Raw genomic sequence first — 25,441 nt, 5'->3', positions numbered from 1 at the left:
GGACAGAGGGGGGTGCCAAGAAACGCCAGCCTGACATTCCTGGCTGCCATTCTCAGCTTCCTCTTCTTGCCGCTCGCCCTCGCCGCCGACCTCCCCGCTTTGACCGGCCGTGTCGTCGACAATGCCGGTATCATCGATGCCGCGACCAAGGCGGCGCTGACGCAAAAGCTTGCCGAGTTCGAGACCAAGGGCTCCGATCAGATCGTCGTCGCGACGATCCCCAGCCTCGACGGCGAGGAGATCGAGCCCTACGCCAACCGGCTGTTCCGCTTCTGGAAACTCGGCCAGGCGAAGGAAAACAACGGCGTCCTGCTGCTGGTCGCGCCGAACGACCGCAAGATGCGCATCGAGGTCGGCTATGGGCTGGAAGGCACGCTGACCGACCTGCACACCAAGCTGATCATCGAAAACGACATGGTGCCGGCCTTCCGCGCCGGCGATTTCTCCGGCGGCATAGAAAAGGCCGTCTACGACATGATCATGGTGCTGGAAGGCAATCCGGAGGAGCTGGAGGCGCGCGGCGAGCGCAACCAGCAGGCGCCCTTCAATTCCGACGACCTGTTCTTCGCCGTCTTCATCGGCATCTGGGCGATCATCTTCTTCGGCAGCATCGCGGTCTCCGTCCTGCCGCCGATCTTCGGCCAGAAGCTTGGGCCCGGCCGCTACCGCTGGCTCGGCATGACCTTCGAGCCAAGCCGGCGATCTTCCGGTGGCGGCTGGTCATCGGGAAGCTCCGGCGGTGGATGGTCGTCTGGTGGCGGCGGTGGCGGCTTTTCCGGCGGCGGCGGTTCATCCGGCGGCGGCGGCTCTTCGGGAAGCTGGTGATGACGATACGCACGATCAGCCTGTCGAGACCCGGCCGCTTCGCCTCCGTTGTCCTGATGGCTGTGGCCGTGCTGTTCTCCTGCTTCACGGCCTACGCCGCCGAACTGCCGGCGCTGACCGGCCGCGTCGTCGACAATGCCGGCATCATCGATGCGGCGACCAAGACGGCGCTGACGCAGAAGCTTGCCGATTTCGAGACAAAAGGCTCGGACCAGATCGTCGTCGCGACGATCCCCAGCCTCGATGGCGAAGAGATAGAGCCTTACGCCAACCGGCTGTTCCGCTTCTGGAAGCTCGGCCAGGCGGGCGAAAACAATGGCGTGCTTCTGCTGGTCGCCAAGAACGACCGCAAGATGCGCATCGAGGTCGGCTATGGGCTGGAAGGCACGCTGACCGATCTGCACACCAGGCTGATCATCGAAAACGACATGGTGCCGGCCTTCCGCGCCGGCGATTTCTCCGGCGGCATAGAAAAGGCCGTCGACGATATGGTCATGGTGCTGGAAGGCAATCCGGAAGAACTGGAAGCGCGCGGTCACCGCAATCCCGCCGACGACAGCACCTCCATCGCCCCCATCGTCGCGGTGTTCCTGATCGTGTGGGGGACGCTGTTCTTCGGCGGCCTGGCGATGGCGTTCCTGCCGCCGATGTTCGGCACAAAGCTGTCGCCGGGCGTGTACAAATGGCTGGGCATGACGTTTCGTTACGGCCACGGGCCGGGCGGCGGCTGGGTATCGGGTTCGTCGTCGGGCAGCGGCTGGTCGTCGGGGAGTTCCGGCGGCAGTTGGTCTTCGGGGTCAAGCAGCGGTGGCGGGTTTTCCGGCGGCGGCGGCTCATCCGGTGGTGGCGGTTCTTCAGGAAGCTGGTGAGACAAGATCATGGCAACACGACCAATCAGCCCGCAGGATCATGAGCGCATCGCCACCGCGATCCGCGCCGCCGAATCGAAAACCGACGGCGAGATCTACTGCGTCGTGGCGCATGCCAGCGACGGCTATTTCTTCCCGGCCGCCTTCATGGTGACGGTAGGCATGCTGATCGTCAGTCTGGCGGTCGGCTATGGGCTGGAGGCCTGGTGGCTGTCGATCCGGCTGCCGCATTTCGTGCTTGCCCAGCTCCTGGCGCTGGCCTGCGTGCTGGCCTTGGTGTGGGCGCTGCCCGGCCTGCGCATCCATCTGGTGCCGAGGCGGCTGCGCTACCAGGCGGCGCACGCCAATGCGATCAAGCAGTTCCTCGCCCGCAACGTCCACCGCACCACGGCGCGCACCGGCGTGCTGGTCTTCGTCTCGATCGCCGAACGCTATGCCGAAGTGGTCGCCGACTCGGGCATCGACGCCAAGGTCGGCCAGCATGTCTGGGATGGCGTCGTGCGCGATCTGACCGCGCATGCCGGCGACGACCGGCTCGCCGACGGCTTCGTCAAGGCGATTGAGCAGGTGGGGGCGGTGCTGGCCGAGCATTTCCCGGTCACGGCGGGTGACACCAACGAGCTGGACGATCATCTCGTAGAGATTTGAGCCTTTCCACAGAGGCATTGAAGGCCTCTCACCGAGGCGGTGATCGCCTGTGAGAAAGCGGTCGGCGGGCCGCCCGGACTCTTGCAATCGGGCGATGCGGGTTTATGGTTAACAAATCATGAATACGCTCACCATCGACATCAGGAAGGCCGACCCGCGCGATGCCAGTGCCATCGCCGAGGTGCATCTGGAGGCTTGGCGCGGCGCCTATTCGGGCATCATTCCGCACCGTACCCTGACATCGATGATCAACCGTCGTGGCGCCGACTGGTGGGCGAACGCGATTCGCCGCGCCGCCACCGTTCTGGTCGTCGAAATCGGCGGCAAGATCGCCGGCTATGCGACGATCGGCAAGAACCGCGCCCGTGAACTGCGCCAGCAAGGCGAAATCTACGAATTGTACCTGCGGCCGGAATATCAGGGCATCGGGCTCGGCAGCCGGCTGTTCGCGGCAGCCAGGGCGCGTCTGGCCGATCACGGGCTCAAAGGCATGGTGGTGTGGGCGCTGGAAGACAACCAGAACGCGCTTGCCTTCTATGCCGGCGCCGGCGGCCGCGATGTCGCCGAGGGCGTCGAGATCTTCGAGCAGAAGGCACTGAAGAAGGTCGCTTTCGTCTGGGAATGACAGACCGGCCTTTCGGCCCCCCGCGTCTTCCGATCGCACCAGCACCATTCGCCGCATTGCGCCGCGCGGCAGCGCCCGCTATCGATCTCTCATCAAAAGAGGGACAAAGCCATGCGCATCGAAGCCATAGCCATCGGAAAGAATCCGCCTGAGGACATCAACGTCATCATCGAAGTGCCGATCGGCGGCGAGCCGATCAAGTACGAGATGGACAAGGAAGCCGGCACGCTGTTCGTCGACCGCTTCCTGCACACTTCGATGCGCTACCCCGGCAATTACGGCTTCGTGCCGCACACGCTGTCGGGTGACGGCGATCCGATCGACGTGCTGATCTGCAACACGCGCGCGCTGGTGCCCGGCTGCGTCATCAATGTCAGGCCGATCGGCGTGCTGGTGATGGAAGACAATGCCGGCCAGGACGAGAAGGTGATCGCCGTGCCGTCACCGAAGCTGACGCTGCGCTACGAAAACGTCACCGAATACACCCAACTGCCCGACATCACTCGCCAGCAGGTGCAGCACTTCTTCGAGCACTACAAGGATCTCGAGCCCGGCAAATGGGTCAAGATCGAAGGCTGGCACGATTCCAAATATGCCAAGAAGATGATCGTCGACGCGATCGAGCGGGCCAAGAAGAGCAAGTAGGAACCGGCTACCCTTCCTTCGGGCAGCGGTGGTATCTTTCAAAACACTGGCGCGAGGCGCCCCCCTCTGGCCTGCCGGCCATCTCCCCCTCAAGGGGCTACGCTATGCACACATTTCCAAGCGGCTGGTGTTTGGCGATAGCGTGCATGGCAGCTTGGCGCATGCATTGTCTTATGCTGCGCTGGTCGACCCCCACTCCGTCTCGGCTTCGCCGAGCCACCTCTCCCCCGATCGACGGGGTAGAGGAAAGGCGCCAAGCTTTTTGCCGTCAACGCTCGTCCAGCAACGCTCCCTTCCTTTCCCTCCGGAGGGGGGAAAGGTGGCGCTGCGAAGCAGCGACGGATTGGGGGAACCACGTGGCAATCAAGCCTTGGGCCGATCAGTCATGCCAGTCACAGAAGATGTGTGCATAGCGTAGCCTCAAGGGGGAGATTGGCAGCTTCGTCGGCGGCGCTTCTCTTTCAACGTTGAAAACTGGCGAAAACCGTAGCGCGGTCTAATCTCCCCCCTTGAGGGGGAGATGCCCGGCAGGGCAGAGGGGGGCCTCGCGCCCACGTGCCTAATTATCCACCCTACCGAAAGCCGGCACGTTGCCGATGACGGTGTGCCTGTCCTTGCCGCAGGCGAAGGTTCGTGCCTTGTCGTCGGCAAGCTTGCGCGCCTGGTCGTTGGCGGCGGGATTGCCGGTGGCCAGCACCAGGCCGACCGTGCAGCCGTCGCGGGCGTCCATCTGGCCGACCTTGGCGACGAGCAGCACCTCGGTCGGCTTTTTTTCGTCGTCCGGGTTGCTGATCGAGCGGCGATGGATCGCGGCAAAGGGCACGGCCTTGTCGCCCTTGGTCTCGATGCGCCACTCGACCTTGGCTCCGGACGAATTGAAACCGGAAAAGCTCTCCCAGACCGTCGTCATGTCGCCGCCGGGCGGAAACCCGTAGAACAGCGATTCACGAGCATCGTCATACGCGATCAGCACGGGATAGCCGCGATATCCTGAACAGGCGAGTTCGGCCCAGTCGCCGTCGCCTTCCTCGGCCTGCGCGTAGGTCACGCAGTCCTTCTTCGAGTCGAGATCGGTGTAGGCGCTTGCAATGCCGTCGGCGTGTACACCTGGCAGAAGCCGGCGAGGATGAGCGGAATGAGCAGGCTACGCATCGCGGACATCTCCGTTGCAGGCCAGTGCAGCGTAGCGTCAAACGCTATTTCTTCAAGCTGGCTTCGATCAGCAGATCGGCGTTGCGGGCAACCGCTTGCGCCGGGCCGCCGAGCCCGAACAGCTGGCCGCTGATATAGGCGCCTTCGATCAGAAGCAGCAGGCCGTCGCCCAGCGTGTCAGGGTCTTGCGCGCCCATTGCAACCGCCATCCCGCGCAGCCGGCGGCGCAGTTCCTGCTTGTTGGCCTCGCTGACCACGCGGGCCGGATGGCTGTGGTCAGGATATTCGACCGCCGCGTTGGTCATGCCGCAGCCGCGATAGTCCGCCACTTGCGTGCGCTTGCCGATGCGGGTCAGAAAAGCCTTGATCTGTGCGCGCGGGTCGCCGGGATGAGCGGCGACCGCCTCATCGAAACGCTCCCAGTATTCAAGATCGTATTGCCTGAGATAGGAAGCGGCCAGTTCATCCTTGGACGGAAAGCTGCGATAGAGGCTGGGCTTGGTGACGCCGGCGCGTTTGACGATCTCGTCGACGCCGATGGCCCTGATGCCGCGCCGGTAGAACAAGTCATAGGCCACATCGAGGATCTTCTTGGCGGCCTTTGGCGGCGCCGATGCATGACCGTCGCTGATGGTCAGATCAATATTTTTGTCCGTTGGCATCATGTGACTCGATTGACAATGTTACCGATCGGTACGTATACATGTTCCCACCCTGCAACGTACCGGTCAGTAACATGATAGCTCAATCCCACCCATTTGGCCAGCGCTACGCCTTCGTCGTGGTTGGCGTCATCTTCCTCTGCCTGCTGGTCGCGGCCGGCCTGCGGTCCGCTCCCGCCGTCATGATGCTGCCGCTTGAGAACAGTTTTGGCTGGCGGCGCGACATCATCTCGCTGGCCGCCGGTGTCGGCATCCTGCTTTACGGCCTGACGGGTCCATTTGCCGCAGCCCTGATGGAGCGCATCGGACTGCGCCGTACGCTGCTGGCCTCGTTGGTGGTGATGTCGGGTTCGACGGCGCTCAGCCTGCTGATGACCAAGCCCTGGCATCTGTTCATCACCTGGGGCGTGTTCTCGGGCATTGGTTCCGGCGCTGTCGCCAGCGTGCTCGGCGCCACCATCGTCAATCGCTGGTTCAAGACCAATCGCGGCCTTGTCATGGGATTGATGTCGGCCTCCAGCGCCTCCGGCATGCTGGTGTTCCTGCCGCTGATCGCCGCGTTGGCGCAGTCGGGTGGCTGGCAGCCGGTTGTCACTGCGGTCGCAATTGCCACCGCGGCGCTGATACCGGTGGTCTGGCTGCTGGTGCCGGAGCGGCCGGCCTCGATCGGCATGGTGCGCTACGGCGCCGAGGCCGACGACGTGCCGCCGACATCGCCCGCGTCGCAAGGCAATTTCCTCGCGCATACGCTCAACACGTTGCGCCGCGCCGCCGGCACAAGGGTGTTCTGGTACCTGTTCGCCACCTTCTTCGTCTGCGGCTTCACCACCAACGGGCTGGTCGGCACGCATCTGATCGCCTTCTGCGGCGACATGGGCATCGGCGAGGTGCAGGCCGCCGGCCTGCTGTCGATGATGGGCATTTTCGACCTGATCGGCACGACATTGTCGGGCTGGCTCACCGACCGCTACGACCCGCGCAAGCTGCTCGGCGTCTATTACGGCATCCGTGGCCTGTCGCTGATCTACCTGCCCTATTCCGGCTTCTCGGCGACCAGCCTGATCATCTTCGCCGTGCTCTACGGCCTCGACTGGATCGCCACCGTGCCACCGACGCTGCGGCTCGCCAATGAGGCGTTCGGCGACCGCAGCGGGCCGATCGTGTTCGGCTGGATCGTCGCCGGCCACCAGATCGGTGCGGCCACCGCCGCAGCCTTCGGCGGCACCATGCGCGAGTTGCAGGGCAACTACGAACTGGCCTTCCTGATTGCCGGCATGACGGCGATTGCCGCGGCGTGTATCTCGCTGCTGATCAACACCAGCAAGCCGGCCTTCGAGCCGGAGCCGCAGGCGGCCTGAGGCGCGATCGGCCAAGCTGCCAATCTCCCCCCTCGTGGGGGAGATGCCCGGCAGGGCAGAGGGGGGCGCGAAGGATCGCCAGCCTCTAACCTACGGTCTACCCGAAGGCTGCGGCTTTTTGACCTTGTATGTCGGCGGGACAGCGCGCCCCTCTGGCCTGCCGGCCATCTCCCCCACACGGGGGGAGATTGGCAGTTCGTCGAGCTGCCCACTGTTATCAAAACTTCATCATCCCGAGATGTCCCTGAAACATTGACGCTGGACCTTGGCGGCACCGTTCAAGCCATCCAGGAGACAGCCATGAACAAGCTCACGATGACCCGCCGCGCTTTCGTCACCTCCGCCAGCGCCGTTGGCCTGGCCGGCGTTTCGAGCCTGGCGCTGCCCTATTATTCGCGCGCCGGTCAGCGGCCGGCCTTCACCCATGGCGTCCAGTCGGGCGATGTCGACGCAACCAGCGGCATGGTGTGGACGCGCACCGACCGCCCGTCGCGCGTTATGTTCGAGGTGTCGTCGACGGAGAATTTCGCCAATGCGACACGCCTGGCACCGCTCGATACCTCGCCGGCCAGCGACTACACGGTCAAGCGGCTGCTCACCGACCTCGCTTCCGATCAGGACATCTTCTACCGCATGACATCAGCCGATCTCGCCGACATCAACGCCGTTTCCGAGCCGATCATTGGCCGCTTCAGGACGGCGCCGGCTTCGAAGCGCGACATCCGCTTTGCCTGGTCGGGCGACACTGCCGGCCAAGGCTGGGGCATCGACGAGACCGGCATGAAGACCTACGCCACGATCGGCAGGCATACGCCCGACTTCTTCCTGCATTCGGGCGACACCATCTATGCCGACGGCGCCATGAAGGACGAGGTCGACCTGCCCGGCGGCGGCAAGTGGAAGAACGTCGTGCTGATCGACGGCAAGCGCAAGGTCGCCGAGACGCTGGACGAGTACCGGGACCAGTGGAAATACAACATGATGGATAGGAATGTGCTCGGCCTCAGCGCCATCTGCCCGACCTTCTACCAGTGGGACGACCACGAAGTGCTCAACAACTGGTCGGATTCGAAGGATCTCAGCGCCGACAATCGCTACACGGAGAAATCCATCCACGTGCTGGCGGCCCGTGCGGCGCGCGCCTTTCATGAAATGACGACGATCCGCTACGAGCCGTCCGAGCCCGGCCGCGTCTATCGCAGAATTGCCTATGGGCCGCTGCTCGACGTGTTCTTCCTCGACATGCGCTCCTATCGCGGGCCCAATGGTCCGGACATGCAGGATGAGATGACGCCGCAATCGCGCATGCTGGGCGAACAGCAGACGAAATGGCTGAAGCGCGAACTGGCGAATTCGAAGGCGACCTGGAAAATCATCGCCGCCGACATGCCGCTCGGCCTCGTCGTCTGGGACGATGGCACCAAGAAGGTCGGCGCCGAAGCGGTCAGCAATGGCGATAATGGCCTGCCAAAAGGGCGCGAGCTCGAGATCGCCGACCTGCTGCGCTTCATCAAGAATGCCGGCATCAGCAACACGGTGTGGCTGACCGCCGACGTGCATTACACGGCCGCGCACTACTACAATCCGGACAAGGCGCAGTTCCAGGAATTCAACCCGTTCTGGGAATTCGTCTCAGGCCCGATCCATGCCGGCACGTTCGGCCCGAACGATTTCGACATGACGTTCGGCCCGGAGCTGAAGTTCATCAAGGCGCCGAGTGCCGAGCAAGGCCAGAACCTGCCGCCATCGGCCGGCCTGCAATTCTTCGGGCTGGTCGACATCAACGGCGCCAGCGAGCAGATGACCGTGCGGCTGATGGATCGCGACGACAACGAGCTCTACAAGGTGACGCTCGACCCGGTGCGGTCGGCGTAAGCGCACTTTTCACCCTCCCCCTTGTGGGGAGGGTCGGCGCGGCGGCTTCGCAAAGCGAAGCTGGCGAGACGGGGCGGGGGTGAAGCGCCGACTTAATCCGGGTAGCAGACCATCGGAATATTCGGCCACACGGCGCTGTCGCAGTTGGCGCTGACCTGCCGCTGCTTGAAGGCGGCGCTGACCGGGCCGGTCACCATCGGGTCCACACCATCAGGTGCGTCGGCAAAGGCCTGTTCGGCTGTCTGCGTGTCGGACTGCGCAACGGGGCGCGCCTCGCGCAGCGTGGCGGCCGACTGCGCGGCGTTGGCCGCCAGCAGGACAGCGAAGGCTGCGGACGCGATGAGCGGCCAGAATCGGTTGAGTTTATCGGTCATGACGTTCGAACTGCCCGGGCCCCGAAAGGTTCCCGCCTTGGTTAACAAAATCATCTCACACGCAGATGCTTAAGATTTGATGAGTATTTGGTGTCGCGCCTCCTCTTTCGCAACTGCGAAAAACCCTGTATGAGCCGCGCAACCGAAAGAGGCAGCGCCTTTTGGCCTGCTGCCTGCAACGCTTCCGAGACCAGAACATGAAAATCCGTAATATCGCGATCATCGCGCACGTCGACCATGGAAAAACCACCCTTGTCGACCAATTGCTCCGGCAATCCGGCTCCTTTCGCGACAACCAGCGCGTCGCCGAGCGCGCCATGGATTCCAACGACCTCGAAAAGGAACGCGGCATCACCATCCTTGCCAAGGCGACCTCGGTCGACTGGAAGGACACCCGCATCAACATCGTCGACACCCCCGGCCACGCCGATTTCGGTGGCGAGGTCGAACGCATCCTGTCGATGGTCGATTCGGCCATCGTGCTGGTCGACGCCGCCGAAGGGCCGATGCCGCAGACCAAATTCGTCGTCGGCAAGGCGCTCAAGGTCGGCCTGAAGCCGATCGTCGTCATCAACAAGATCGACCGCCCGGACGCCCGCCATGTCGAGGTGGTCAACGAGGTGTTCGACCTGTTCGCAGCGCTCGACGCCACCGACGAGCAGCTCGACTTCCCGATTCTGTACGGTTCAGGCCGTGACGGCTGGGTTTCGGAAAATCCGGAAGGCCCGAAGGATCAGGGCCTGGCGCCGCTGTTCGACCTCGTCATCAAGCATGTGCCGGCGCCGACCGTGCATCCCGGCCCGTTCCGCATGATCGGCACCATCCTGGAAGCCAATCCGTTCCTCGGCCGCATCATCACCGGCCGCATCGAGAGCGGCACGCTGAAGTCCAACCAGCCGGTCAAGGTGCTGCACCATGACGGCACGCTGGTCGAAACCGGCCGTATTTCCAAGATCCTCGCTTTCCGCGGCCTCGAACGCCAGCCGATCGATGAAGCCCAGGCGGGCGACATCGTCGCCATTGCCGGCCTGTCGAAGGGTACCGTCGCCGACACGTTCTGCGATCCGGCGGTGAGCGAGCCGCTGCATGCGCAGCCGATCGATCCGCCGACCGTGACCATGTCGTTCCTGGTCAACGATTCGCCGCTGGCCGGTACCGAGGGCGACAAGGTGACCAGCCGCGTCATTCGCGACCGCCTCCTGCGCGAAGCCGAAGGCAATGTCGCGCTGAAGATCGAGGAATCACCGGACAAGGATTCGTTCTTCGTCTCCGGCCGCGGCGAATTGCAGCTGGCCGTGCTGATCGAGACGATGCGCCGCGAAGGTTTCGAGATCGCCGTGTCGCGTCCGCGTGTCGTCATGCAGAAGGGCGAGAACGGCGAATTGCTCGAGCCGGTCGAGGAAGTCGTCATCGACGTCGACGAGGAGCATGCCGGCATCGTCGTGCAGAAGATGTCGGAGCGCAAAGCCGAGATGGTCGAGCTGCGTCCGTCCGGCGGCAACCGCCAGCGCATCGTCTTCCATGCGCCGACGCGCGGCCTGATCGGCTATCAGTCGGAACTGTTGACCGACACGCGCGGCACCGCCGTGATGAACCGGCTGTTCCATGCCTATGAGCCTTACAAGGGCGAATTGCCCGGCCGCACCAATGGCGTGCTGATCTCCAACGAGCAGGGCGAGGCGGTGGCCTACGCCATGTGGAACCTGGAAGACCGCGGCCCGATGGTCATCGATCCCGGCGTCAAGGTCTATCAGGGCATGATCATCGGCATCCACTCCAGAGACAACGATCTCGAAGTGAACGTGCTGAAGGGCAAGAAGCTGACCAACATCCGCGCTGCCGGCAAGGATGAGGCGGTGAAGCTGACGCCGCCGATCCGCATGACGCTGGAGAAGGCCTTGGCCTGGATCCAGGACGACGAGCTGGTCGAGGTGACGCCGAAGACGATCCGTCTGCGCAAGCTCTATCTCGATCCGAACGAGCGCAAGCGCTTCGAGAAGTCGGCCAAGGCGGTCGGCGCGGCGTAAGCTCGCTATTTTCCAACAACCCAGAGGGGCGGAGCAAACCAATGCTCCGCCCCTTTTCGTTCATCCGCCGGCAGCTGAAATGATGGCTTCGCGGTCGGGTTCGCCGACGAGATCGATGCGGATCGTCATTCCCTCGCGGGCCGGCTTGCGCAGGGCCTTCGCCCCGTCCCGGCCAAGGATCAGCAATTCCTTCTCTTCCAGCGCCTGAAGCCGTGATCGCGAGATGCCGAGTTCGCCGGCGAGCAGCCGATCGAGCCGCAGCGACGTCGGCATATCGAGCCCAAGCTGGAGTTCCAGCACGGTCGCGGCTTCCCTGGTGTCGCCGAGCCTGCGCTTGCGAACGGCGACATCGGGAAATTCCTCGATGCGCCCGATCCGGTTCCGCAGCGCGACCACATCGAAGGCATGGCGGCGGGCGAGTGCCGGATCGTTGCTTTCGAGCGCCTGTAGCAAGGCAGGCTCGATGTCGCGACGGTTGCAGCGCTCGAAAATGCCGAAATTCCAGGAATTGTCGCAGTCGATGCAGCGATAGATCAGCCAGACGTCAATGCGTTTGCCGTTGGCGTTGACGCGGAACTTTCCGCTGCTGCAATAGGCTTTCACAGTGCCGCAGCGGTTGCAGTTGATGAGCGGTCGAGGTGCGGTCTTGGGCGCGATTGCCCAGTGGATACGCAGCAGTCCAGACATGCCGATAAGCCCTTCCCGTCGGGAAGTTCATCAGGTCGGCGATGTCGAGATGCCCATGCGGGCACGGCGTGGCGGTAGGCTGCGGTTTTTGGAAATCAGGTGTCACGGGCAAAAGCCGCGCGACGCGGTTCAGCAGTGCCAAACCGGTCTCGAACCGCCGCCCAGAAGAACACATGAAAATGAAAACAGACACCGCGAATGCGGCGTCATGCAGTGTGTCGGGGGAGTTGACGAGACCGGCGGTTACGTAGGCAAAGTGAAGCTCAAAATTGTTTCGCGGCGGCCTTTCTAGCCAGGGCTGATGGGAACGGCAAGGCAGCAATTGTCGAGGTCGGCGCCGCCCCTCATCCGCCTGCCGGCACCTTCTCCCCGTGAACGGGGAGAAGAGGGCTGGCCGCGACCTCGGCGCTCCTTTCTGCAACGTTGGTGATTGGCGAAATCGGTGACGAGAGCGTCCCTCGCCCCGTTTACGGGGAGAGGATGCCGGCAGGCAGGTGAGGGGCAGCACCGACGCTGCTCCAGCTGGCAATGGTTGCGTCGGCCGCAGGGTGCCAAATCTGATTCGATCAGATAGCATCCGGTTTCCACAAATAACGAGTACGGCCATGCACCTCACCTCGCTGCTCATCTTCGCCGCCGCCTTGTTCGTTGCCGCCGGCTCGCCCGGTCCGTCGATCGCGGCGCTCGTCGCGCGCGTCATCTCGAAGGGCTTTCGCGACGTGTTCCCGTTCCTGCTGGCCATGTGGATCGGCGAGGGCATCTGGCTGTCGCTGGCGGTATTCGGGCTGGCCGTTGTGGCGCAGACCTTCCATTTCGCCTTCGTCGTGGTGAAGTGGGTCGGCGTCGCCTATCTCGCCTACCTCGCCTGGAAGATGTGGACAGCGCCTGTCGAGGCAAAAGAAGGCGAGATGCCGCGCGAGGATTCTCCGGCAAAGCTGTTCTTCGCCGGCATGGCGGTGACGCTCGGCAATCCCAAGATCATGATGTTCTACCTGGCGCTGCTGCCGACCATCATCGACCTCGCTTCGGTCAGCGTCATCGGCTGGGTCGAGCTGACGGCGACCATGGCCGTGGTGCTGATCGCCATCGACCTCGCCTGGGTGCTGGCCGCATCGCAGGCGCGCAAGCTCCTGAAGAGCAAGCGCGCCATGAAGATCGCCAACCGCGTCAGTGCGACGACGATGGCCGGTGCGGCGGCGGCCATCGCGGCGCGGTCCTGAGCCGCTGCGTCAACCCATCATATTGATGATCGGCGCGATCTCGACGTTGCAGTTCGGCTCCGCCAGGATCGGACAGTCCTTGGCCTTGCTGGCAGCGTCATCGATGTCCTTAGCCTCGACGATCGAATAGCCGCCGGTCGGGTTGCTGCCGCCATTGTTCTCGATCTTGCCACCGGGCAAGACGGTCTTCGACATGCCAACCGGATTGCCGCGGTCGACCACAGCCGAACCAAGCTTTCCGAACCAGCCTGTCCAGGCGTCCGTCATCGCCTTACGCTCCACCTCGGTCGTCGGCATCTTGCCCGAGCCGTGATAGACGTAGAGAAACTGTGCCATGTTCTCCTGCCTTGATGAGCGGCATCGAACCGGCATGTGGTCATGCCGCCCGCCGATCATCGGACCAAACCGGCAAACAAGCAACGAGAATGCGAAATTGCTAATATAAGGCCTGGCTGGGTTCCAGCCGCCGCCTCACCGCGCCATGACGTGGTATTCGTCGTTCGGCCGCATGTCGATTGCCGCCGCCACCCGGTTCGACATGTTGAAGAAGGCCGCGGTTGAGGCGATGTCCCAGATGTCGCGGTCGGTGAAGCCGGCTTTGCGCAGTGCCGCCCGGTCAGCCTCGACAATCTTTGCCGGTTCTTCCGTCAGCTTGACGGCGAATTCGAGCATTGCGGTCTGCCTGGGCGAAAGATCGGCGGCGCGGAAATTCATCACCATCATTTCGCCGAGCGCCGGGTCGCCGGACAGCTGACGCACCGCCGCGCCATGCGCGGTCAGGCAATAGTAGCAATGGTTGATCGAGGAGACGGCGACCGCGATCATCTCTCGCTCCAGCTTCGACAGGCCGGATTCTCCGAGCATCAAATCGTTGTACATGTCGGTGAAAGCACGCAGCTTCTTGTCGTCGAAGGCGTAGGCGCGCAGCACGTTGGGAACGAGGCCGAGCTTCTCCTCGCATTTGGCGAAATAGGTTTTTGTCGCCTCGCTCAGCGCTGCCTGGCCAAGGTCAAGCGCGGTGATTTTGCCGGTCATGGGTCATTTCTCCTCGTTGGGCGATGTCTTGTCGCCGAATTCCGATATTTCTTTGCAAGCCGTCAAACCTTTGTCGCCAAACAGCGGTCATCTGCTACCATAGTCGTAAAAGCATTGACGGGAGGGAAGTGCGTCATGGCCAGCGTGAAATCCGCGAGCAAGCCGAAGAAAAAAGCCACGGCAGCGACAAAAGCGGAGGAAAGGCCAGCCAGGCTTGCCGACTATCTGCTCGCCCGCGCGCCGGCTGAAGACATCGCCACCTATGAAACGGCCGACCTCGAACGCGCCGCCGATCTCGCCGGCCGGGCGGTCGCCGTTCATAAAAAAGGCGCATGCGTCGTCGCCGTCGATGCCGATTCCGGCGTTGTGCGAGACGGCCGCCCGATGACGGTCATCACCGTCGTCAACGACAACATGCCGTTCCTGTTCGATTCCATCCTCGGCGAGATCACCGAGACATCAGGCGAGCCGACCCTGGTCACCCATCCGGTCATCGTGGTGCGCCACGGCAAAGGCGGTGTGGACGAAATCCTCGGCGATGGCAATTTCGCCAAGGACGACGGCAGCCATGACCGGCTGAGCGTCATCCATGTCCATATCCCGCGGCTGACCGCCGAGCAGGCGAGCGGATTGACCGAGCGGCTGCGCAAGATGCTCGGCCAGGTTCACGCCGCCGTCCACGACTGGAAGCCGATGCTGGCCCGCCTCGATCAGGCGATCTCGGAGTTCCGCTATTCGGCCGTGCCGCTCGACAAGAAGAGCGTTGCCGAGGCGATCGCCTTCCTCGAGTGGCTGCGCGACGACAATTTCACCTTCCTCGGCATGCGCGAATTCAAATACACCGGCGGCGAGGAAAGCGGCACGCTGGAGCGCGCCGACAAGCCCGGTCTCGGCATCCTGTCCGATCCCGACGTGCTGGTGCTGAGGCGCGGCACCGAAGCGGTGACGACGACACCGGAAATCCGCGCCTTCCTGCATGGGCCGGAGCCGCTGATCGTCACCAAGGCCAATGCCAAATCTTCCGTGCATCGCCGCATCTATCTCGATTACATCGGCGTCAAGACCTACACCGCCAAGGGCACGCTTGCGGGCGAATTGCGTATCGTCGGCCTGTTCACCTCGACCGCCTACACCCGCTCGGTGATGAAGATCCCCTATCTCAGGTCCAAGGCCGAAACCATCATCGCCAAGTCCGGCTTCGACCGGCACGATCACTCCGGCAAGGCGCTGATCAACGTGCTGGAAAGCTATCCGCGCGACGAACTGTTCCAGGTGCCGGTGCCGATCCTGAGGAAGCACGCCGCCGCCATTCTCGGCCTGGTCGAGCGGCCACGCGTGCGAGCGCTGGTGCGCGCCGACCAGTTCGACCGCTTCGTTTCGATCCTCGTCTTCGTGCCGCGCGACCGTTACGACAGCGTCGTGCGCGAGAAGATCGGCAGCTATCTGAAGACCGTATTCGAGGGCCGGCTGTCGGCCTACTACCCGGCCTTCCCCGAAGGCGGGCTGGCGCGCGTGCATTTCATCATCGGCCGCTCCGGCGGCAAGACGCCGAAGGTCGAGCAAGCGACGATCGAGGCGGCGATCCGCGACATCGTACGCACCTGGGAGGACGCCCTTTCCGATGCGGCGGAGGCCAGTGGGGGCGACCAGGCGTTGAAGGCGATCGCCGCGCGGCTGCCGGAAAGCTACCGCGACTCGTTCAGCGCAGCGGTGGCGCTGGCCGATGCCGGGCGCATTGCCAAAATCAGCGCCAGCAATCCGATCGCCATCGACTATTATCGCCATGCCGAGCAGAAGCCGCACCAGGCGGCGCTGAAGATCTATCACTACGGCAGTCCCGTGGCGCTGTCGCGTCGGGTGCCGGTGCTGGAAAACATCGGCTTCCGCGTCATCAGCGAACGCACTTTCGCGGTCGGCGACGACCAGTCCGGCATGATCAATAGGGATCAGCCTGGCATGGTTTTCATCCACGACATGGAGCTGGAGAACAGCTACGGCAAGCCGATCGACCTTGCCGATGGCGGTGCGCTGTTCGAGGACGCATTCCTCTCCGTCTGGCGCGGCGACGTCGACAATGACGGCTATAACGGCCTTGCCCAGACCGCCGGCCTGTGGTCGGGCGAGATCACCATCCTGCGCGCCTATGGCCGCTATCTGCAGCAGGTCGGCATTCCGCAGAGCCAGGACTTCATCGCCGCCGTGCTCAACCGCTATCCCGACATTGCGCGCGGCCTGCATGCGCTGTTCATCGCCCGGCTTGGCCCGACAGCCGAGACGGAAGGCGTGGTCGCGGCAAAACATCTCAAGGCCAAGATCAAGGATGCGCTGGAAGACGTTCCCAACATCGACGACGACACCATCATCCGGCGCTATCTCAATCTGATCGAAGCCTCGCTGCGCACCAATCATTTCGTTGCCGATACGAAGGTGAAAGGCCAGTCGCTGGCGATCAAGCTCGATTCGCACGCGGTCGAGGGATTGCCGGCGCCGCGGCCGTGGCGGGAAATCTTCGTCTACGGTTCCGAGGTCGAAGGCCTGCATCTGCGCTTCGGCCCGGTGGCGCGCGGCGGCCTGCGCTGGTCGGACCGCGCTCAGGACTACCGCACCGAGGTGCTCGGCCTGGTCAAGGCGCAGCAGGTCAAGAATGCCGTCATCGTGCCGGTCGGCGCCAAGGGCGGCTTCTTCCCCAAGCGCCTGCCGGCGGGCGGTAGCCGCGATGCGATCTTCGAGGCCGGCACGTCGGCCTACAAGAACTTCGTCTCCAGCCTGCTGTCGATCACCGACAATATCGGCGTCGACGGTGTCATCCCGCCGGCCGGTGTCGTGCGCCGCGACCCGGACGATCCGTATTTCGTCGTTGCCGCCGACAAGGGCACGGCGACCTTCTCCGACACCGCCAACGCGATCTCAGAGAAGCACGGCTTCTGGCTCGACGACGCCTTTGCCAGCGGCGGTTCGGCCGGTTACGACCACAAGAAGATGGGCATCACCGCCAAGGGCGCCTGGGAAGCGGTCAAGCGGCATTTCCGCGAGATCAACCGCGACATCCAGACCTCGCCCTTCACCGTCGTCGGTGTCGGCGACATGTCGGGCGACGTGTTCGGCAACGGCATGCTGTTGTCGCCGAAGACCAGGCTGATCGCCGCCTTCGATCATCGCGATATCTTCATCGATCCCGATCCCGACATGGCGGCCTCGATGGCCGAGCGCGAGCGCATGTTCGCGCTGCCGCGCTCGAGCTGGCAGGACTACGACAAGACGAAACTGTCGGAAGGCGGCATCATCGTCTCGCGCAACCAGAAGTCGATCACCTTGCCGGCGGCCGCCGCGGCGGCGATCGGCCTGGCCAAGACCACCGCCACGCCGGTCGAGATCATGACCGCCATCCTCAAGGCGCCGGTCGACCTGTTGTGGTTCGGCGGCATCGGAACGTATTTGAGGGCATCCACCGAAACCAATGCCGAGGTCGGCGACCGCGCCAACGATGCCATCCGCATCACCGCGCTCGACGTGCGCGCCAAGGTGATCGGCGAGGGCGCCAATCTCGGCGTGACGCAGCGGGCGCGCATCGAGTTCGGCATGAATGGCGGCCGCTGCAATTCCGACGCCATCGACAATTCGGGCGGCGTCAACTGCTCCGACGTCGAGGTCAACATCAAGATCGCGCTGGCCTCCGCCATGCGCAAGGGATCGTTGACGCGCCCGGCACGCAACAAGCTGCTGGCCGAGATGACCGAGGAGGTCGGCTCGCTGGTGCTGTCCAACAACTACCAGCAGACGCTGGCGCTTTCGATCGCCCGCAAGCGCGGCCTCGCCGACATCGCGCATCAAAGCCGTTTCATGACGGCGCTGGAGGCACGCGGCCTGCTCGACCGCGCCGTCGAGACGCTGCCGTCGCCGGCAGCACTTGCCGAGCGCGAGGCGCGCGGCGAACCGCTGACCAGAGCCGAACTCGGCGTGTTGCTCGCTTATGCCAAGATCGTGCTGTTCTCCGACATCGTCGCCAGCGACGTGCCGGACGACGCGCATTTCGACCGCGACCTGATGGGCTATTTTCCCGACCGGATGGCGAAGAAATACGCCGCCGAGATCCATGGCCACAGGCTGCGCCGCGAGATCATCACGCGGGTCGTCGCCAACGATCTGGTCAATCGCGGCGGCCCGTCCTTCGTCAATCGGCTGCAGGAAGCCACGGGGCGCACCGCCGCCGACGTGGTGCGCACCTTTGCCGTGGTGCGCGACGGTTTTGCCTTGCCGGCGCTCTATCGCGAGATCGACGCGCTCGACAACCAGATCGACGGCCAGGTGCAGCTCGATCTCTATCAGATGGTCAGCCGGCTGATCTATGTGACCAGCGGCTGGTATCTGAAGAACGATGCCGGCACGGCACCGCTTGGCCAGCGCATCACTGAGCTGCAGGAAGCCCGCAAGGCGCTGGAGCCCAAGCTCGTTTCGCTGCTGCCGGCCTTCTCGCGCGAGCGGATCGAGGAGAAGCGGCACGGGCTGTTCAAGGCCGGCGCGCCTGAAAGGCTGGCCGAGCAGCTGGCGCTGAGCGAGGTGGCGGAACTCATCCCCGACATCGCGCTGACGGCGCGCACCGCCGGCGCCGACATCGTCGCCGCGGCCAAGGCGTTCTTCGCGGTCAGCGATGCCTTCCGCATCCCGCGCGTCGAGGACGCGGCACGCTCGATCACGCCCTCGGACTATTACGACCAGCTGGCGCTGTCGCGCGCCACCGACACGATCGGCGCGGCACGACGCGGCATCGCGGTGGCGGCACTCACCGGCCACGCCAAGGCGGCCGATCCGGTGGCGGCCTGGCTGGAAGCCGGTGGGGAGCGGGTGGCGCGCATCCGCGAGCGGCTGCAGGCGCTGACCGAGGGCGGCGACATCACCGTGTCGCGGCTGTCGGTCGCGTCCGGGCTGATGAGCGATCTGACGGGGATGTGAGCCTCGAAGGCCTGGGTTCCTCTCGCCACTCCCGTGGGGGCGAGGAACCAAGCCATAGCCGGCGGCGCGACGCTTGTTCGTTTGCGTGACCATCGGAAAACATGCAGACATGGCGCGAACCGCCAGCGACATGAAGGCGATCGGAGGGGACATGACCGAGGTAGCAGTGCAGCGTGCGTCTGGACGCGGCATCTGGGGATGGATGCTGTTCGACTGGGCGGCGCAGCCGTTCTTCACGGTCGTCACCACCTTTATCTTCGGGCCCTACTTCGTCTCGCGCATGGCGAGCAATCCGGAAACCGGCCAAGCGGCCTGGGGTTACGGCATCGCCGCGGCGGGCCTTGTCATCGCCGTGCTGTCGCCGATCCTCGGCTCGATCGCCGACCAGACCGGGCCGCGCAAGCCGTGGATCGCGTTCTTCGCCGCGGTCAAGATCACCAGCCTTTGCCTGCTTTGGTTCGCCGCCCCCGGTTCGAACCTTTTCCTGGTCGTGCTGTTCTTCTCGTTGGCGTCGGTCGCGGCCGAGTTTTCGACCGTGTTCAACGATTCGATGATGCCGCGCCTGGTGCCGAAGAGCGAGATCGGCCGGATTTCCAACATGGCCTGGGGTCTTGGTTATCTCGGCGGCATGATTGCGCTGATCTTCGTCGTCGCCTGCATGGCCGGTTCGCCGGAGACCGGCAAGACGATCATCGGTATCGACCCTCTCTTCTCGCTGGACCCGAAGCTCGGCGAGGACGCACGCGCCACCGGACCCTTGTCTGCCGGCTGGTACTTCCTGTTCATCCTGCCGATGTTCTTCTTCACCCCCGATGCCATCAAGGGCCTGCCGATCGGTCCGGCGGTGCGAGAGGGGTTGGCGGAGCTGAAGGTAACACTGGGTGAGGTGCGCAAGCGCAGCGGCATCTTCCGCTTCCTTGTCGCCCGCATGATCTATCAGGACGGCGTCAATGCGCTGCTGGCGCTGGGCGGCACCTTTGCGGCTGCAATGTTCCATTGGTCGATCACCGAGATCGGTATTTTCGGCATTATTCTCAACGTCGTCGCCATCTTCGGCTGCCTGGTTGCAGCCCGTCTCGACACGGCGCTGGGCTCAAAAGCCATCGTGATGATTTCGCTGGTCCTGCTCAGCATCGCCACGATCGGCATCGTCTCGACCGGACCGGGCTACACTTTGTTCGGCCTCTGGATGATGCCTGGACCGGACAGCGGCGGCCTGTTCGGCACGGCGGCGGAAAAGGCCTACATCTTCTTCGGCCTGTTGATCGGCGTGGCTTTCGGGCCGGTGCAGGCGTCGTCGCGATCCTACATGGCGCGCAGCGTCACCGCCGCCGAATCCGGCCGCTATTTCGGCATTTATGCGCTGGCCGGGCGGGCGACCAGTTTCCTGGCGCCGTTCATGGTCGCGTCCGTCACCCTGGCCAGCGGCTCGGCGCGGCTCGGCATGGCGGTGATCGTGCTGTTCCTCGGCATCGGCATGGCGATCCTGATCAAGACGCCCTATCCGGCGGATCGGCCAAGCGAATAGCTGCTCTTCCTTCTCCCCTTGTGGGGTGAGCAGCCGGTTCGCGAAGCGAATTCATCGTGCCAGTGGCACGATGAAAGGCCGGCGAACGCCGGGACGCTGCGAGGCAGCGGGGACCCGGCAGGGTGGATCGACTAACCACGCCCGGCCCTTCGCAGGCTCAGGGCGTTCGAAGCTCGAAAAGCCAAGCAATTGGCTTTTCGTTCGCTGCGCGAACCGCTTCTCACCCCACAAGGGGAGAAGGCAGAACGCTAATGCCGGAAATGCCTCACGCCCGTGAACACCATGGCGATGCCGTGCTCGTCGGCGGCGGCGATGACGTCCTTGTCGTTCATCGAGCCGCCCGGCTGGATGACGGCGGTGGCGCCGGCTCCGATCGCGGCCAGCAGTCCGTCGGCGAAGGGGAAGAAGGCGTCGGAGGCGACGACCGAGCTCTTGGTCAGCGGTTCGGCAAGGCCGGCGGCCTCGGCCGCGTCGAGCGCCTTGCGGGCGGCGATGCGTGAGGAATCGACCCGGCTCATCTGGCCGGCGCCGATACCGACGGTAGCGCCGTCCCTGACGTAGACGATGGCGTTCGACTTGACGTGCTTGGCGATGCGGAAAGCGAATTTCAGGTCGGCCATTTCGGCCGGTGTCGGTGCGCGCTTGGTCACCACCTTCAGCTTGAGGTCGTCGACCACGGCATTGTCCCGGCCCTGGATGAGCAGGCCTCCGGCGACGGATTTGACCGTCGTGCCAGGCGTGCGCGGATCCGGCAGGCCGCCGGTGACCAGCAGGCGCAGGTTCTTCTTCGCCGCGACGATTGCCGCTGCCTCGCCGGTCGCGCCGGGTGCGATGATCACCTCGGTGAAGGTCTTGACGATTTCTTCCGCGGCTTCGGCGTCGAGGACGCGATTCACAGCGACGATGCCGCCAAAGGCCGAAACCGGGTCGCAGGCAAGCGCCTTGGCGTAGGCCGCCTTCAGCGAGGTGCCTTCGGCGACACCGCACGGATTGGCGTGCTTGATGATGGCGACGGCGGCGGAGCGCGCCGGATCGAATTCGCCGACCAGTTCGAAGGCGGCGTCGGTGTCGTTGATGTTGTTGTAGGAGAGCTGCTTGCCCTGCAGCTGGCGCGCCGTGGCGACGCCCGGCCGCTTGTCGCCATTGACGTAGAAGCCGGCGCTCTGATGCGGGTTCTCGCCGTAGCGCATCACCTCGACCAGCCTGCCGCCAAAGGCGCGCCATGTCGGATGCTCGATCTCGAGCGCCTCGGCGAACCAGCCGGAGATCGCCGCGTCATAGGTGGCGGTGCGGGCAAAGGCCTTGGCCGCCAGCTTCTTGCGGAAATCCAGAGACAGCGAGCCGATGTTCATCTCCAGCGCATTCAGCACGGAGGCGTAGTCGCCGGGATCGGTGACGATGGCGACATAGGCGTGGTTCTTGGCCGAGGCGCGGATCATCGCCGGCCCGCCAATGTCGATGTTCTCGACGATCGAGGCGTAGTCGGCGCCGGAGCGGCGGACCTCCTCGAACGGATAGAGATTGGAGACGACGAGATCGATCGGCTCGATGCCGTGTTTGCGCATTGCCGCGGAATGCTCCGGGTCGTCGCGCACGCCAAGCAGCGCGCCATGCACGCTGGGATGCAAGGTCTTGACGCGGCCATCCATGATCTCGGGAAAACCGGTGAGCTCGGAGACGTCGCGCACCGCCAGGCCCGCGTCAGCGATCGCCTTTGCCGTGCCGCCGGTCGAGACCAGTTCGACACCGGCTGCTGCCAGCGCCGTGGCGAAATCGATGAGGCCGGTCTTGTCGAAAACGGAGAGCAGGGCGCGACGCACGGGGACGAGGTCAGGTGCGGGAATGTTCTTGGCGGCGACGGCCATAGGCTGGCGGCCTTTCACGGCTAAGCATGATGCCGAAAAGTTACGGACTTTTCGGATAAACATCATGCGACAAAACAAAAAGCCAGAGAGGAATTCGCGTTTCAACTTGAACGCATTCCGCTCTGGTGTGATGGATGCCCGCGCCCGTAGCACATGCCGCCCCGAAATCAAACCGGCGGTCAGGTAAGCTCAGTTGTTTTCCGGGTAACCGGCGATGCTGGTGCGCGTCAGCTGCCAATGGACTTCGGCGACTTCCGAGGCCTTGAAGGCAAGCACGATCTGGCGGCTGCGGCGCGGGCCGCCAAGACCGGCGAAATAGATCGATTCCTCGACCTCCGGCACCACTTCGGCTGCTGTGAACACCCAGGTGTCGGCCTGATCGGCGGCCAGCACCAGGCGATCGTGCTCGTCCTGTAAAAGGTTGATGTCGGGGTGGACGTGGAAGCGCACGGTGACGAAGTCGCGGCCGTTGTTGCGGATCGCCGCATTGCCGGGCCGCTGGAAACGGTCCCTGCCAGCCAGCACATTGCCGTTCGCCGACAGTTTCAGCTCGCGTTCATGCAGGAAGCCGAAGCGCGGGACATAGCCGTCATGGCGGGCGATGAAGCCCTGAACACCCTTCTGGTCGGTGCGTTTGCACTGCACGTGCTGCGGGCCGCCGATCAGCGGCGAACCGAGCAGGTCGTTGACGCGCAGCGAATGGCTGAAGCGTGCCGATGAGGTGTCGTTGATGGTGGCGGTCGAGTGCGCGGCGGTGGCGCGCGCCAGCGGCCGGAATTCAGCCGCGCCATAGGTGTCGATGCCGGCATTGACGATGTAGTGCTGGCGGCCGGACGACAGTTCGAAGGCGAGGCAGCTGGCATGAGCTGCGTTGGACACGTCGACCGGCGGCGGCAGGCCGGTGTCGGCGATGACCGTGGTGCCGCCCATCGACAGGCGCTCATAGCCGGAATGCGGCGCATGCAGCAGTGGCGCGCCGGCGGTATCGTCATGGCGCAGGATGGTGGCGATGCGGTCGTGGATGGTGGCGCCCATGCCGTTGAAGCGGGCGAGGCTGCCGTCCTGATGGCGGAAGAAGCGCAGTGCCGGCAGCATGCGGTCGATGGCGCCGATCAGCGCCTGAGGCGGCGTTTCGGCCTGGTTGGCATAGGTCTGGCGCAGGGGCAGAAGGTCGGCGAGGATTTCCAGGACGACCATCGGATTGCGCGAAATGTGCCCGCCGTCGGCGAGGATCTGGCGGTCGAGTTCTTCGGCGAGGTTGCGGGTCGCGCCGCGCAGCGCCGATGCCGGCGCCGGCAGGGACAAAGCGGCGAAGGCGAGCGCGATGCGAGCACGCAGCCTGTCCTTGCCGTCGGGCATTTCGCGGGCCATCGACCTGAGGTAGCGGATCTGAACGGCAACCGACTTCAGGAAGGCGCGGTAGAAGGGGAACTCGGCGCCCTGCAGCACGACGGAGGAGTGCTGCAGCCAGGCGATGATGCGCTTGGCCGTCGTGCCGGGCTCCCAGGCGACGCCGGAAATATGGCTGCCATGCATGGCGATCCAGTCGGATACCAGGGCGCGGGCATTGGCGGCGGCAAGCTCGGTGCCGGCGGCGCGCATATGGCGCAGCCAGCGAAAGCCGTGCAGCGTCTTCTGCCAACCGTGATTGGGTACGTTGATCTGGAAAGGCGACTTGCCGCCGGTCTCGACCAGATGCCCCGACAGGGGATAGCGGCCGTAATAAATCTCGAGCGCAATCTGCGGGTCGGCGAGGCGCAGGTCAGGCGGTGCTATGAGCACACGTTCGGGCGTGCGGCCGGAATAGCGCCAGCGATAGACCGGCCCGGCACGCAGGCGCCGGCGCGTTTTGCGCCAGAACTCCTTCGCGACAAGCGTCCACAGACGCGTCGTGCTGCTGGCAGCCAGTGCCAAAACCCCTCCTGATCGTCCACTACCCCGGCGCCGAGTTTACATGATTGCATGACTCGTGCGAAGGCGAATTCCATGGGACGGCGCCGGATCGCCCGGTTTAGCCCCCGACCCTTCCTAAAAAAGTCAGTAAATCCGGACAGTTAAATCAAAGCGCGTCGCGCCCGACCGGTCGAATGCAACGCGCTTTGGTCTTCTGTTTTATGCATGTCGTTGTCCCAAAACCGCTGCGCACTTTTGGGCGACATGCATTAGCCGGCTCGCCGCATGCGAGCGGCGAAGAAGCCATCGAGGCCGGAAATCCCGGGCGAACCAAGGTCGAGGTCGGCGGGTGTGGTGCGCAGCGTGCCTTGCGGCGTCAGGAAGGCGTCGATGCCGGCAATCTCGCCGGGCTGCAGCGGATCGTCGGCGATGTTCTTGTCTCCGGCGAGAAAGGCGCGATAGAGGTCCTCGCCCTCGAGCGGGTCGAGCGAACAGTTGGAGAAGACGATCCTGCCGCCGGGTTTCACCAGCGTGACGGCGCGGGCGAGCAGCCTGCGTTGCAGGTCGGCGAGTTTTTCGACATCAGCCGCCGTCTTGGTCCACGGCACGTCGGGATGCCGCCGTACCGTGCCGGTCGACGAGCAGGGCGCGTCGAGGAGAACGGCGTCGAACAATTCCTTCGGCTCGTATTTGAGCAGGTCGGCCTGGACGATCTCGGCCGACAGGCCGAGACGGTCGAGGTTCTGCGTCAGCCGCACGAGCCGGTTCTTCGAGGTGTCGACGGCGGTGACCTTGGCGCCGGCGAGAATGAGCTGCGCGGTCTTGCCGCCGGGGGCGGCGCAGAGATCGGCGACGCGCAAGCCCCCGACATCGCCGAACAAGCGGGCAGGCAGACTGGCCGCGGCGTCCTGGATCCACCAGGCGCCCTCGGCAAAGCCGGACAGTTCGGTGACGGCCCCAACGAGATTTTCCACCCGGACCGTGCCGGTCGGCAGGACGATGCCGCCGAGCTTTTCGGCCCAAAGCTCGGGATCGGCCTTGACCGAGAAATCGACCGGCGCCTCGACGCGGTGGGCCGCCAGGATCTGCCTGGTCTTCTCAGCACCGTAGGTGGCCTTCAGCCGGTCGGAAAACCATTTGGGCGCCTCGTCGGTGGCGGCAAGGGCGGCGGGCAATTCCGTTTCCTTGGCGCGCGCCAAGGTG

General features: G+C 64.3%; 19 protein-coding genes and 1 pseudogene. 11 read left to right on the top strand and 9 right to left on the bottom strand.

Annotated features, from left to right (window positions below; translation table 11 throughout):
- The first annotated feature begins 12 nt into the window (after positions 1-12).
- From FCU66_RS00960 to ppa, 5 genes are all read left to right on the top strand, one after another.
- Entirely contained in the window at positions 13-825 is an 813-nt protein-coding gene (locus FCU66_RS00960; RefSeq protein WP_136622079.1) for a TPM domain-containing protein, read from the top strand.
- Complete coding sequence (locus FCU66_RS00955) at positions 825-1,694, top strand: TPM domain-containing protein (RefSeq protein WP_136622080.1); 870 nt, start codon at positions 825-827, stop codon at positions 1,692-1,694. The genes FCU66_RS00960 and FCU66_RS00955 overlap by 1 nt, the downstream gene beginning before the upstream one ends.
- A gap of 9 nt (positions 1,695-1,703) precedes the next feature.
- Positions 1,704-2,342 (top strand): TPM domain-containing protein, encoded by a 639-nt coding sequence (locus FCU66_RS00950; RefSeq protein WP_136622081.1) that lies wholly within the window; start codon positions 1,704-1,706, stop codon positions 2,340-2,342.
- Between the two features lie 118 nt (positions 2,343-2,460).
- Positions 2,461-2,967, top strand: coding sequence for a GNAT family N-acetyltransferase (locus FCU66_RS00945; RefSeq protein WP_056586049.1), 507 nt, complete (start codon positions 2,461-2,463; stop codon positions 2,965-2,967).
- Positions 2,968-3,078: 111 nt separating this feature from the next.
- Entirely contained in the window at positions 3,079-3,612 is a 534-nt protein-coding gene (gene ppa / locus FCU66_RS00940; RefSeq protein ID WP_136622082.1) for an inorganic diphosphatase, read from the top strand.
- A 559-nt stretch (positions 3,613-4,171) separates the two neighbouring features.
- Here the strand turns inward: ppa and FCU66_RS00930 are convergent.
- Together FCU66_RS00930 and FCU66_RS00925 are read right to left on the bottom strand one after the other, a co-directional pair.
- Positions 4,172-4,764 (bottom strand): annotated as a pseudogene (locus tag FCU66_RS00930) (hypothetical protein).
- A gap of 44 nt (positions 4,765-4,808) precedes the next feature.
- Positions 4,809-5,426: a TetR/AcrR family transcriptional regulator gene (locus FCU66_RS00925; RefSeq protein ID WP_136622723.1), complete on the bottom strand. Its 618-nt coding sequence runs from the start codon at positions 5,424-5,426 to the stop codon at positions 4,809-4,811.
- A 74-nt stretch (positions 5,427-5,500) separates the two neighbouring features.
- Between FCU66_RS00925 and FCU66_RS00920 the strand changes: the two genes are divergently transcribed.
- Both FCU66_RS00920 and FCU66_RS00915 read left to right on the top strand, forming a co-directional pair.
- A complete protein-coding gene (locus tag FCU66_RS00920) occupies positions 5,501-6,784 on the top strand; it encodes an MFS transporter (protein ID WP_168992228.1) in 1,284 nt (427 codons plus the stop codon).
- A gap of 300 nt (positions 6,785-7,084) precedes the next feature.
- Positions 7,085-8,659 (top strand): alkaline phosphatase D family protein, encoded by a 1,575-nt coding sequence (locus FCU66_RS00915; protein WP_136622725.1) that lies wholly within the window; start codon positions 7,085-7,087, stop codon positions 8,657-8,659.
- Positions 8,660-8,751: 92 nt separating this feature from the next.
- Here the strand turns inward: FCU66_RS00915 and FCU66_RS00910 are convergent, their stop codons facing one another.
- Positions 8,752-9,033 (bottom strand): hypothetical protein, encoded by a 282-nt coding sequence (locus FCU66_RS00910; RefSeq protein WP_246093711.1) that lies wholly within the window; start codon positions 9,031-9,033, stop codon positions 8,752-8,754.
- Positions 9,034-9,230: 197 nt separating this feature from the next.
- Here FCU66_RS00910 and typA point away from each other — a divergent pair, with 197 nt between their 5' ends.
- Positions 9,231-11,060 carry a translational GTPase TypA gene (gene typA, locus FCU66_RS00905; RefSeq protein ID WP_136622727.1) on the top strand — a complete coding sequence of 610 codons (1,830 nt, stop codon included), beginning with the start codon at positions 9,231-9,233 and terminating at the stop codon, positions 11,058-11,060.
- Positions 11,061-11,120: 60 nt separating this feature from the next.
- On the opposite strand, the gene FCU66_RS00900 is transcribed toward typA, so the two are convergent.
- The gene (locus tag FCU66_RS00900) at positions 11,121-11,747 is read right to left on the bottom strand and encodes a DUF1062 domain-containing protein (RefSeq protein WP_136622728.1); all 627 of its coding nucleotides are present in this window, start codon (positions 11,745-11,747) and stop codon (positions 11,121-11,123) included.
- A gap of 605 nt (positions 11,748-12,352) precedes the next feature.
- On the opposite strand from FCU66_RS00900, the gene FCU66_RS00895 reads away from it, so the two are divergent.
- Complete coding sequence (locus FCU66_RS00895; RefSeq protein ID WP_136622242.1) at positions 12,353-12,967, top strand: LysE family translocator; 615 nt, start codon at positions 12,353-12,355, stop codon at positions 12,965-12,967.
- Positions 12,968-12,976: 9 nt separating this feature from the next.
- Here the strand turns inward: FCU66_RS00895 and FCU66_RS00890 are convergent, their stop codons facing one another.
- Positions 12,977-13,303 (bottom strand): YciI family protein, encoded by a 327-nt coding sequence (locus FCU66_RS00890; protein WP_136622241.1) that lies wholly within the window; start codon positions 13,301-13,303, stop codon positions 12,977-12,979.
- Between the two features lie 135 nt (positions 13,304-13,438).
- Positions 13,439-14,002, bottom strand: a complete 564-nt coding sequence (locus FCU66_RS00885; RefSeq protein WP_136622240.1) for a peroxidase-related enzyme — start codon at positions 14,000-14,002, stop codon at positions 13,439-13,441.
- A 135-nt stretch (positions 14,003-14,137) separates the two neighbouring features.
- On the opposite strand from FCU66_RS00885, the gene FCU66_RS00880 reads away from it, so the two are divergent.
- Positions 14,138-18,952 carry an NAD-glutamate dehydrogenase gene (locus tag FCU66_RS00880; protein WP_136622239.1) on the top strand — a complete coding sequence of 1,605 codons (4,815 nt, stop codon included), beginning with the start codon at positions 14,138-14,140 and terminating at the stop codon, positions 18,950-18,952.
- 151 nt (positions 18,953-19,103) lie between these two features.
- A complete protein-coding gene (locus FCU66_RS00875) occupies positions 19,104-20,480 on the top strand; it encodes an MFS transporter (protein ID WP_136622238.1) in 1,377 nt (458 codons plus the stop codon).
- Between the two features lie 248 nt (positions 20,481-20,728).
- Here FCU66_RS00875 and purH read toward each other — a convergent pair whose 3' ends face one another.
- The 3 genes from purH to FCU66_RS00860 form a co-directional block, all read right to left on the bottom strand.
- Positions 20,729-22,345 carry a bifunctional phosphoribosylaminoimidazolecarboxamide formyltransferase/IMP cyclohydrolase gene (purH, locus tag FCU66_RS00870; RefSeq protein WP_136622237.1) on the bottom strand — a complete coding sequence of 539 codons (1,617 nt, stop codon included), beginning with the start codon at positions 22,343-22,345 and terminating at the stop codon, positions 20,729-20,731.
- A gap of 189 nt (positions 22,346-22,534) precedes the next feature.
- Entirely contained in the window at positions 22,535-24,259 is a 1,725-nt protein-coding gene (locus FCU66_RS00865; protein ID WP_136622236.1) for a heparinase II/III family protein, read from the bottom strand.
- 248 nt (positions 24,260-24,507) lie between these two features.
- The coding region (locus tag FCU66_RS00860; RefSeq protein ID WP_136625387.1) for an RsmB/NOP family class I SAM-dependent RNA methyltransferase at positions 24,508-25,441 on the bottom strand (934 nt) is incomplete at its 5' end.

It is taken from the genome of Mesorhizobium norvegicum (assembly GCF_004919685.1).
GTDB lineage: Bacteria > Pseudomonadota > Alphaproteobacteria > Rhizobiales > Rhizobiaceae > Mesorhizobium > Mesorhizobium norvegicum.
Note: the sequence above shows the minus strand (reverse complement) of the source record. Positions and strands in the feature narration are given on the sequence as shown.

Coding starts and splice junctions, on each gene's coding strand:
- FCU66_RS00875 (WP_136622238.1), top strand. CDS start 19,104: ATGACCGAGGTAGCAGTGCAGCGTGCGTCTGGACGCGGCATCTGGGGA.
- FCU66_RS00895 (WP_136622242.1), top strand. CDS start 12,353: ATGCACCTCACCTCGCTGCTCATCTTCGCCGCCGCCTTGTTCGTTGCC.
- FCU66_RS00910 (WP_246093711.1), bottom strand. CDS start 9,033: ATGACCGATAAACTCAACCGATTCTGGCCGCTCATCGCGTCCGCAGCC.
- typA (WP_136622727.1), top strand. CDS start 9,231: ATGAAAATCCGTAATATCGCGATCATCGCGCACGTCGACCATGGAAAA.
- FCU66_RS00925 (WP_136622723.1), bottom strand. CDS start 5,426: ATGCCAACGGACAAAAATATTGATCTGACCATCAGCGACGGTCATGCA.
- FCU66_RS00900 (WP_136622728.1), bottom strand. CDS start 11,747: ATGTCTGGACTGCTGCGTATCCACTGGGCAATCGCGCCCAAGACCGCA.
- FCU66_RS00885 (WP_136622240.1), bottom strand. CDS start 14,002: ATGACCGGCAAAATCACCGCGCTTGACCTTGGCCAGGCAGCGCTGAGC.
- FCU66_RS00945 (WP_056586049.1), top strand. CDS start 2,461: ATGAATACGCTCACCATCGACATCAGGAAGGCCGACCCGCGCGATGCC.
- FCU66_RS00955 (WP_136622080.1), top strand. CDS start 825: ATGACGATACGCACGATCAGCCTGTCGAGACCCGGCCGCTTCGCCTCC.
- FCU66_RS00950 (WP_136622081.1), top strand. CDS start 1,704: ATGGCAACACGACCAATCAGCCCGCAGGATCATGAGCGCATCGCCACC.
- FCU66_RS00920 (WP_168992228.1), top strand. CDS start 5,501: ATGATAGCTCAATCCCACCCATTTGGCCAGCGCTACGCCTTCGTCGTG.
- ppa (WP_136622082.1), top strand. CDS start 3,079: ATGCGCATCGAAGCCATAGCCATCGGAAAGAATCCGCCTGAGGACATC.
- purH (WP_136622237.1), bottom strand. CDS start 22,345: ATGGCCGTCGCCGCCAAGAACATTCCCGCACCTGACCTCGTCCCCGTG.
- FCU66_RS00915 (WP_136622725.1), top strand. CDS start 7,085: ATGAACAAGCTCACGATGACCCGCCGCGCTTTCGTCACCTCCGCCAGC.
- FCU66_RS00880 (WP_136622239.1), top strand. CDS start 14,138: ATGGCCAGCGTGAAATCCGCGAGCAAGCCGAAGAAAAAAGCCACGGCA.
- FCU66_RS00890 (WP_136622241.1), bottom strand. CDS start 13,303: ATGGCACAGTTTCTCTACGTCTATCACGGCTCGGGCAAGATGCCGACG.